We start from the raw sequence: 9331 nt of genomic DNA on the forward strand, positions 1-9331 counted from the left end.
GACTAGATTCTATCTGGATCTAATTTGTAAAACTCCATAGGATAGCTTCCTTCTGCATTCAATTCGAAAACCGCAGACTCTCTGATGTCAAATGGCAAATCACCAAATTTCCGGAAACCTGTAAAAGTTGTCTTCCAAAATCCCCGATTACTAACGCAAATATACTGATCTGCTATTTGGCCCTCTAAAAGATTAAGTATCTTCCCGTTGATATACAAAACCTCTTCAGTGGGGAGAAAGATGGTTCTACCTTCGTCTTCTGTACAGCCCCACCCCAAAAAAATCATTACTAAAACACTCAGAGACAGAGATTTTCGCATGAATTTGATTATTGAAAGTATATCTGATCAAAAATATAAAAATATCATTCATACACAACCAAAATACCATCATTACACTGAAAAATAAATAAAAACCATACTTTTTATAACCTAGTTTTGAATAAAAATCAAAATTTATGTAAAAAAAGATATTATTTATACCCTAGATTTAAAAATTCAACAAAAACCCACGAACTAATACCACATAGCTCTTATGAGGAGTTCCATCTTCATTTTTGATGAAAATCTCGGTGGCTTTAACTTCGGTTTGCTTTCGGGAAAAAGAGCAGATTTCCCGCAAAATCCGTTTCCCTGGCTTGTCCTGGAGTGTGAATTTAGCTTCAGGGAATAATCCATGTTTCTCTGCTTCTTCCTGAAAATCCTGCATTTGCCTCGGAGGAAGTATAAGCCAAAACTGTCCATCCCCCTGAAGAAGCTGAAGCACTTTCCCCAATAAATCCTGAAAGGAAAGCTCGTCTGTATGCAAAGCCATGTTGCGCTGCACATCAGGTGATTTCAGATGACCCGGGAAATAAGGGGGGTTACTCACGATCAGATCATATTTCTCTTGGGTTTGAAAGTCCTGAAATCTACCCTTCCAAAGCTGCATACGCTCCGAAAATGCATTTGCCCGAAAATTATCCAAAGCTTGGGAAGCAGCCAACGGATCTATCTCCACTGCCTGAATTTTTGCTGTGGGAAACCGCTGGGCAAGCATTAACGCAATCACCCCTGTTCCCGTGCCTACATCTAAAATCTCTCGTGGTGAAGCAGCGTCCGCCAACGCTCCCAGCACGACAGCATCCGTGCTGATTTTCATCGCACAATTATCCTGATTGATCCGAAACCGCTGAAACTGGAACCAGGAATTGGCCATTAGGTGCGGGCTTTACTAAAGAAGCTCATGTTGAACCTTGGCTTATCATCCATCAAGTTTAAATCATCCTCAGACACCCGCTTCACACTCTCAATCGTATAGAATGCTTTCTCATCTATACTTTTGACTGTAGCGACAAACTCAGTGAGGCTTTCCCTCTTCATCACGGTAAAAAGCAGATTTACTTTGCCAAATCTTCCCTCTCCGCCTACGTTGGTAAAACGGAAATCACGGGTCTTCATGTACTCAATCAATTCAGGAAGGGGTTTGGGTGTAATCACTCGCACAAGCACTCTTCCCAGCGCCAATTTCTCCTCAAAATACATCCCCACATAAGTCCCGGTACCAAATCCGCCGGCATAGGCCACGTAAGAAAGGGGATTATCGATATTTTGAAAAATCTGACCAATGGCGAGCAGCCAAATCAATGCTTCAAAAAAACCTAAAAACGGCGCAACATTCTTTTTCCCATTCATCATAAACATGATTCTCAGGGTATTGATCGACACATCGCCTACTCTCGCACAGAAAATGAGCAGGGGCATGATCAGGTAATTGAATAATTGTTCAGAAACGCCTAGTGTATGAAGGAATTCTTGCATGAGAACGGGATTCAGATTGAAGCCACAAAATTACACCTGATTCCCATGAGAGCGAAACAATAGTTGGAATTAGATTTTACGATCTCTTCCTGCTGACATACCGAAATAAGTGAAGATCGCTGCGAAAACCAGTAAAAAGTAAATAAGAGCATTCCAGTTATTAAATAAATCAAGAGAAACCCCAAAGAGCAAAGGTCCCAAAGCTGCAAGATAATAGCCGGAAGACTGAACCATAGCTGAGAGTTTGGCAGTAGTCTGGTCTTCTGCTGTTCTTAGAGAAATCAACGTATAAGCGATACTCAAACTTGCCCCCATACACAAACCTATTATCGCTAAGGCCGCATAAGTAAGCAATTCATTTTCTATAAAAAGTGCAAGGTATCCAATCAAATATCCGGCACCGACCGCCTTCACCACCCCGGTTTGCTCCCTGAGCTTAATCAATAGATTCGGCGCAAAATAAGAGCCTATCAAGGAAACCATTTGCATAAGAGAAGCAACTATGCCTGCTTGGGAAGGCGTCCAGCCTCTGGAAATCAGCATATCGGGCAGCCAGGTAATCACAGTAAAGTACATAATAGACTGGGCACCCATAAAGATCGTCACATGCCAGGCAAGCTTGGATTTCCAAACGTTTTTGGCAGGTTCAGTCACTTGGTGCAGACTCGCTTTTGGGCGTTGGAGCTGAGGGATCCAGATGATTAAAGCTATAACCATAAAAATAGCCCAGAAGGCCAGTGATCCTCTCCATCCTAGGTTCAAATCAACTGCCAACGGTACGCTTACCGCTATGGCTATGGCCGCAAAAAGCGACATCATCGTAGCCAGCAGTGCAGTCATTATCCCAAGTTTCTCAGGCAGCCTCACCTTAATAAGCGGAATCAGCAAAACATTGGCAATCACGATGCCTATACCTGTGAGTGCTGTACCCAAGAACAGTAGAACCACCCCATCCAAAACCCTAACAACAACTCCTAAAGTCAAAATACCAATAGCTAAGAACACTGCCCTTCCCATTCCCAAGCGCTTTCCTATCCCGGGAGCAAAAAGCGAAAAGGTAGCAAATGTCAGCAAAGGAAGCGTGGTGAGAAATCCCGCCAGGCCATTGGACAAACCCAAATCCTCACGGATAAACGGAATCAATGGCCCAACCGACGCTATCGAAGTGCGCAAATTGATCGAAACCAAGAGAATCCCTGTGATAAGGAGCGATTGGGCAGAAAATGATTTAGTCAAAACAGCAAAGTAAAAATTAAATACTAGGGGTGATATTGGTGATATAGTAACGACTGATTCAAGCGAACAAACCTTACAGAACCGAACATCCACAAGTTTAACCCGAACGTATGGTACTTTAGTTCTGGTCAGCCTGCCAAAACTAGGGAAATTTTAAGAGGAATTATCCCTCAGGATAAGTCAAAAAATATTGTCTTCGCGTTGCGACATCCAAACTTGTTTCTCATGACTTGAACCCAATACATTGCAGTCTCCCGACTGCAATACCGAAACATTGACTAAGACCAACTTCCTCCACAAGGGCATGAAAGTATAGTAGATTCAGCTTCTGGAGAAGCAGGACACCTACAAACTGCGCACTCTGCGAAAACCTCCCCGTTCACTGCGGTTAAAAACAGAACTGCCTTATATGATTTTTATTACTTGTACCTCACTCATCCCTCACTAAAGAGCTTCCCTACTAAAAACCGGCTTCCCTACCGCCATCAATACAATTGCGCCCTTGCGCCGCGGGATATTTTCCCCCAAAAACCTTCGCTGCGCCGTTGCGCCGCCGTGAGAAAGAAATCATACAAAACCTTCGAGGAGACCCCGTCGTGAAAAAATAAAGTCACTGTTAAAAAATAAGTTCTCTGATACTCATAATCTGGACCTCCTTCATTCAACCTCCTAAGAAGTGAGATGCTTCCTCTCCCGTACCTCACTCATCGCAATGAGGTGCGAATAAGAGCTTCCCTACCGCCATCAATATAATTGCTCCCTTGCGCCTTCGCGGGATGTTTTTTTTCCCAAAACCTTCGCCGCGCCGTTGTGCCGCCGCGAGAAAGAAACCATACAAAACCTTCGAGGAGACCCCCTCGTGAAAAAATAAAGTCACTGTTAAAAATAAGTCCTCCGGTGCTTATAATCTGGACCTCCTTCAATTCAACCTCCTAAGAAGTGAGATTGCTTCCTCGCTCGTACCTCGCTCATCGCAATGACGTGCGAACAAGAGCTTCCTCACCGCCATCAATACAATTGCGCCTTCGCGGGATATTTTCCCCCAAAAACCTTCGCCGCGCCCTTGCGCCGCCGCGAGAAAGAAACCATACAAAACCTTCGAGGAGACCCTTCGGGTGACACCTCAAAGATTAGTCCGTAGCAATTCCAACTTCCTGTTAATCTCCGAGATTTCAATTCCCACTTGCTGTAGCGTCAGGGGTTCCTGTGGAAACTCATCACTCATGTAATATTCAAATTTCCAGATCTCCCGAACCTCTTCCGCAGGAACTGTGTAGGGTGTGTAGACAGGATTTAGCGAGCGCAGCAAAAAGTTTCTTCCCCCGGACTGAAAACTCAGCATCTTAAAACTGATCCCTTCGCTTGCCGTCACCACCACGCAGGGAGTTTCTTTGGCAAGTCTCCACTCGGATAGATACGAGCCAATCACATAAGCCCCATCTGCAATCGGCAACATACTGTCTCCTTCAGTCTGAAACATGCGGTATTTTTTGTCTTTTGGCAGATTTGGCAGATTGAAAACAGGCAGGGTACTCAAATACTCCGGATCCCCAAATCCACTCAGATAACCTGCTTTCGCTTTGATCGGTACAAGTTCGATATTATCCTCATTACTTGAACTCACTGTGGTGGCCAGAATCCTGACTTTCGAACCGCTCAGAAACACATCATTTCCGGCTTCCAGATCACGGATTTTCAGTTCGCTGAGCTTGGACAGATCCACCCGAAGCAGTGTATCCACACTCATCCTGAAGTAATCCGCACAAAGCAGCAAATCCTCAATCGCCGGTGACTTGCTATGCCCATTTTCATGTGCATTCAGCTTGGCCCGGGTCATCCCAAGATTTTCGGCCAGCATGTCCTGACTCAATTTGCGTCGCTTTCTGAGAAATTTCAGATTGGATGCCCAGAAAAAGCTTTGACTTTCCATTTTTATTCGATACAATTAATGACAATAAAATGATACTAATACTATCAAATATAGCAAGTAATCTGAGAAATGGAAAGGCATATCGTGCATTTGGATCTGGACACGTTTTTTGTGTCTGTGGAGCGGTTGAAAAACAGTGCCCTCAAAAATAAGCCGGTCATCATCGGTGGCAGCTCCGACCGGGGGGTCGTGGCTTCGTGCAGTTACGAGGCCCGGATATTCGGTGTGCACTCCGCCATGCCCATGAAGTTGGCACGAAGACTCTGCCCTTCGGCATTTTACATCAAAGGTGACCATGACAGCTACAGTCAGCATTCACGCCTGATCACCCAAATGATCCAAGAGCAGGTGCCGGTGATGGAGAAAGCTTCCATTGATGAGTTTTACATCGATATGACGGGGATGGACCGGTTTTTTGGCTGTGAAAAATTCACCAAAGAATTACGGGAGAGACTCTATAAGCAATCGGGTCTGCCTATCTCCTGTGCGCTAGCAGCAAACAAACTGGTATCCAAAGTCGCCACCCATGACGCCAAACCCGACGGACAGACGACTATTCCATTTGGCTTAGAAAAACCCTACCTCGCCCCACTCTCCATCCGAAGAATGCCCGGCGTGGGCGAAAAAACCTCCGCATTGCTGGAGCGAATGGGAGTGGAAAATATCAGGCTGCTCAGCGAGATTCCTCCCCGGATGATGCAAAACCTCTTGGGAAAATCAGGCATCGATCTCTCACGTAAAGCCAACGGCATCGATGAATCCCCGGTCATCCCCTACACCGAGCAAAAGAGCATAGGGACTGAAAACACCTTTGAATCAGACACCATCGACATGGCTTTTCTCCACAGCCAATTGGTACGAATGACAGAGAAAGTCGGTTTTGAACTTCGCCAAAAGCACAAACTCTGTGGCTGCATCACGGTAAAGCTACGCTATGCCAATTTCGACACGGTTAGCCGTCAGTGCGTCATCTCCTACACCAGTTCGGATGAGGTATTGCTCCAGCGGGCCAAGGAACTCTTTGCGAAGCTCTATGAAAAAAGAATGCTCGTACGTTTGATCGGCGTGAAGGTCAGTCATCTCGTGCAGGGACATCAGCAGATCGATCTATTCCAGGATACCGAAGAAGGCGTGAGTCTATACCAAGCCATCGACTGGATCAAAAACCGCTACGGCGAAAAAAGCCTCACCCGAGCCATCACCCTAACGCCCGCATAGAATGTTTATCAATTGTAAAACCTGGTTCAGCTACCGCTACGGTACATTCAGCACCCAAGACCTCGCAAAGGAAGCCGCAGAGCTTGGCCTAGCTTCTCTTGGGCTCACCAATATCAACAGTACTGCCGATACGTGGGATTTCGTGGACTTCTGCAGAGAAAAGAAAATCAAGCCCATTGTCGGAGCCGAGATTCGAAACGAAAATAGGTTCTGCTATATCCTATTGGCTAAAAATGATACCGGCCTACTCGAAATCAACCGATTTCTGTCTCAACATTTGCAGCAAGAATTGACTTTCCCCGAGCGTCCGGATTGCTTTTCCGAGGTGTTGGTTATCTATCCCTTTGGGAGTTTTGCTGCGCAAAGCCTAAAAGAACATGAATTTATTGGAGTACTGGCAAACGAGCTGAATCGCGTGAAAAAGCAGGAAGTAGAAGCTGCCCCGAAAAAATGGATCATCAGACATCCCGTGACTTTCCAGGACAAAACCTTCTTCAACGTACATCGCCTGCTCCGTGCCATAGCCAAAAATACACTGATCAGTAAACTGGGAGAAAAAGACTTTGCTTCCCCGGATGAAATGTTCGTTTCGGAAGCTACCCTGATGAGTTCTTTTCGGAATTTTCCCGGAATGATCAGCAACACGCTACAGCTGATCGATGCCTGTGAACTCAAGACCGAACTCCTCACCGACAAAAACAAAAAGCACTACAATGTCAGCGCGGAGGATGATCGGATTTTACTGGCAAAACTTGCCATGGAAGGTTTCCATTATCGGTACGGTACCGATCCCGTAGCCAAAGCCCGTCTGATCAAGGAGCTACAAATCATCAATGACCTGAATTTCAATGCGTACTTCCTTATCGTTTGGGACGTGATCCGCTATGCGCAGAACCGTGGCTTCTACTACGTCGGCAGGGGAAGTGGTGCCAATTCTATTGTGGCTTATTGCCTAAAAATCACTGATGTGGATCCCATCAAACTCAACTTGTATTTTGAACGCTTTCTCAATCCCCACCGGACTTCCCCTCCGGATTTTGATATTGATTTCTCCTGGAAAGACCGGGACGAGGTGATCGACTACATTTTCAAGCGCTACGGCAAAGAGCATGTTTCACTGCTGGGCATGTACAGTACCTTCCAGCGGAGAGCTGTGATCCGTGAGTTGGGAAAGGTTTTTGGGCTGCCAAAAGAAGAAATCGACCAACTCGTGAGAGGCAAGGATCAGCCGATGAATGAGGATAAAATCCAACGTACCATTTTGAAATACGGTGGATTACTGGAGAATTTCCCCAATCATCTTTCCATTCATCCGGGTGGTATGCTGATTTCTGAAAAGCCTATCTATCAGTACACGGTGAATGAATTGCCTCCAAAAGGCTTTTGCACCGCTCAAATAGACATGTTTTTGGCAGAGAAAATCGGGCTCTTCAAGCTCGACATCCTCAGTCAACGTGGTCTCGGCCACATCAAGGATACCATTGCACTGGTGAAGCAAAACCGTGGGATCGACATTGATATTCATCAGGTGGAAAAATTTATGAGCGATCCAAAGGTGGCGGAGCAAATCCGAACCGCTGATACCATCGGTTGCTTTTACATCGAAAGCCCGGCGATGCGGCAGCTGCTCACCAAACTGAAATGTGACGATTACCTCACGCTGGTGGCAGCAAGCTCCATCATCCGTCCGGGCGTGGCACAGTCAGGCATGATGAAGCAGTACATTGAGCGTTTTCATGACCCTGAGAAGATCGTGTACCTCCACCCCAAAATGAAAGAACTGCTAGAGGAAACTTTCGGTGTGATGGTCTATCAGGAAGACGTGATCAAAGTCGCCCATCACTTCGCCGGGTTGGACATGGGCGAAGCGGATATCCTGCGCCGGGCGATGTCGGGTAAGTATAGATCACACAATCGTTTTATTGAGATCAGGGAAAATTTCTTCAAAAACTGCAAAGAATTGGGCCATGAAGAAACGGTCAGTGCGGAAGTATGGCGGCAGATGGAATCCTTCGGTGGCTATTCATTTTCCAAGGCACATTCGGCATCTTTTGCGGTGGAAAGCTATCAAAGCCTTTACCTGAAGACCTATTTCCCCATGGAATTTATGGTGGCCGTGATCAATAATTTCGGGGGTTTTTATGCCACGGAATTCTATTTCCATGAGCTGAAGCGCACTGGTGCGAAGATAAATCCGCCCTGCGTAAACCGCAGTGAATACCTGACCAACATCAGGGGGGAAGAGATTTTCGTAGGGATGATCCATGTACAGCAGCTGGAAAAGAAACTCTGTGACCTGATTCTGGAGGAAAGGGAAAGAAACGGAAATTACCTAAACCTGGAGGACTTCATTGAGCGCACCCACGCAGGACCGGAGCAGCTGAACATCCTAATCAGCGTGGGAGCCTTTGGCTTTACGGGCTTGGGTAAGAAAACACTGCTTTGGAAAGCCAACTTCGCCCAAAAGCACTTGACCGCCATTCCTGATTCCCCTGCGCTATTCAAAGAACCACCCATGGATTTTACGCTTCCTGATTTTCCTGATTATCCGCTGGAAGACGCACTGGATGAGATCAATGTACTCGGCTTTGCGCTCACGGATATGTTTAGACTCTGTGCCCATGATGGCAAGGGAATGGCTCTGGCACATCAGCTTCCCGACTTACTGGGCAAGAATGTGGAAATGCTCGGTCAGCTTGTCACCACCAAAGACGTGCGTACGGTCAATCAGAACCACATGGCCTTTGGAACCTTTCTCGATGCCAAGGGTGACTGGCTGGACACTGTTCATTTCCCTAATTCCCTGAAACGGTTTCCTTTTCAAGGCAAGGGGTTTTATAAAATCAGGGGCAAAGTCATTGAAGATTTTGGGACGTTTGCCATCGATGTGCACGGCATGTGGAAAGTGGGTCTGAAGGATAAAAAAGAAGTACCGTCAGCTCAGGAACTTGCTGTAGCTGTATAAAAAACATGATTATCCGCAATGATGCCGGTAGCCGTATTTTCTTTGCTTTATTGGACGGAAGACCGAAGACGGGTGACCGAAGTGGCCATGACCTTACCTGATTTTGGTTGTCACATTCTTGTCTTCCGGACAGTTAAGTTAAGTGATTGTTTTACTATTCTCTTTCTTGGTTGTTCAGGGTTA

7 protein-coding genes are annotated in these 9331 nt (G+C 46.1%); 2 read left to right on the forward strand and 5 right to left on the reverse strand.

Translation table 11 applies throughout. The features are described from left to right. Positions 1-2: 2 nt before the first annotated feature. From J2X69_RS21290 to J2X69_RS21310, 5 genes are all read right to left on the reverse strand, one after another. Positions 3-320, reverse strand: a complete 318-nt coding sequence (locus tag J2X69_RS21290) for a hypothetical protein (RefSeq protein ID WP_310107885.1) — start codon at positions 318-320, stop codon at positions 3-5. Positions 321-489: 169 nt separating this feature from the next. Beyond that, on the reverse strand, positions 490-1197 hold the full coding sequence (locus tag J2X69_RS21295; protein WP_310107887.1) for a methyltransferase: 708 nt from the start codon (positions 1195-1197) through the stop codon (positions 490-492). After that, positions 1197-1799: a DUF2179 domain-containing protein gene (locus J2X69_RS21300; protein ID WP_310107889.1), complete on the reverse strand. Its 603-nt coding sequence runs from the start codon at positions 1797-1799 to the stop codon at positions 1197-1199. Before J2X69_RS21300 ends, J2X69_RS21295 begins: the two co-directional genes overlap by 1 nt. Positions 1800-1868: 69 nt before the next feature. Beyond that, positions 1869-3035 carry an MFS transporter gene (locus J2X69_RS21305; protein WP_310107891.1) on the reverse strand — a complete coding sequence of 389 codons (1167 nt, stop codon included), beginning with the start codon at positions 3033-3035 and terminating at the stop codon, positions 1869-1871. Between the two features lie 1123 nt (positions 3036-4158). Further along, a complete protein-coding gene (locus J2X69_RS21310) occupies positions 4159-4965 on the reverse strand; it encodes a LexA family transcriptional regulator (RefSeq protein WP_310107894.1) in 807 nt (268 codons plus the stop codon). A 69-nt stretch (positions 4966-5034) separates the two neighbouring features. Here J2X69_RS21310 and dinB point away from each other — a divergent pair, with 69 nt between their 5' ends. Beyond that, a complete protein-coding gene (gene dinB / locus J2X69_RS21315; protein WP_310107896.1) occupies positions 5035-6183 on the forward strand; it encodes a DNA polymerase IV in 1149 nt (382 codons plus the stop codon). 1 nt (position 6184) lies between these two features. Next, complete coding sequence (locus J2X69_RS21320; RefSeq protein WP_310107898.1) at positions 6185-9148, forward strand: DNA polymerase III subunit alpha; 2964 nt, start codon at positions 6185-6187, stop codon at positions 9146-9148. The last annotated feature ends 183 nt before the right edge of the window (positions 9149-9331 follow it).

It is taken from the genome of Algoriphagus sp. 4150 (assembly GCF_031457395.1).
In the GTDB taxonomy this organism is placed as follows: Bacteria; Bacteroidota; Bacteroidia; order Cytophagales; family Cyclobacteriaceae; genus Algoriphagus.

Excerpts from the sequence above, each read along its gene's own strand:
- J2X69_RS21295 (WP_310107887.1), bottom strand. The coding sequence starts at position 1,197 with ATGGCCAATTCCTGGTTCCAGTTTCAGCGGTTTCGGATCAATCAGGAT.
- J2X69_RS21320 (WP_310107898.1), top strand. The coding sequence starts at position 6,185 with ATGTTTATCAATTGTAAAACCTGGTTCAGCTACCGCTACGGTACATTC.
- J2X69_RS21300 (WP_310107889.1), bottom strand. The coding sequence starts at position 1,799 with ATGCAAGAATTCCTTCATACACTAGGCGTTTCTGAACAATTATTCAAT.
- dinB (WP_310107896.1), top strand. The coding sequence starts at position 5,035 with ATGGAAAGGCATATCGTGCATTTGGATCTGGACACGTTTTTTGTGTCT.
- J2X69_RS21310 (WP_310107894.1), bottom strand. The coding sequence starts at position 4,965 with ATGGAAAGTCAAAGCTTTTTCTGGGCATCCAATCTGAAATTTCTCAGA.
- J2X69_RS21290 (WP_310107885.1), bottom strand. The coding sequence starts at position 320 with ATGCGAAAATCTCTGTCTCTGAGTGTTTTAGTAATGATTTTTTTGGGG.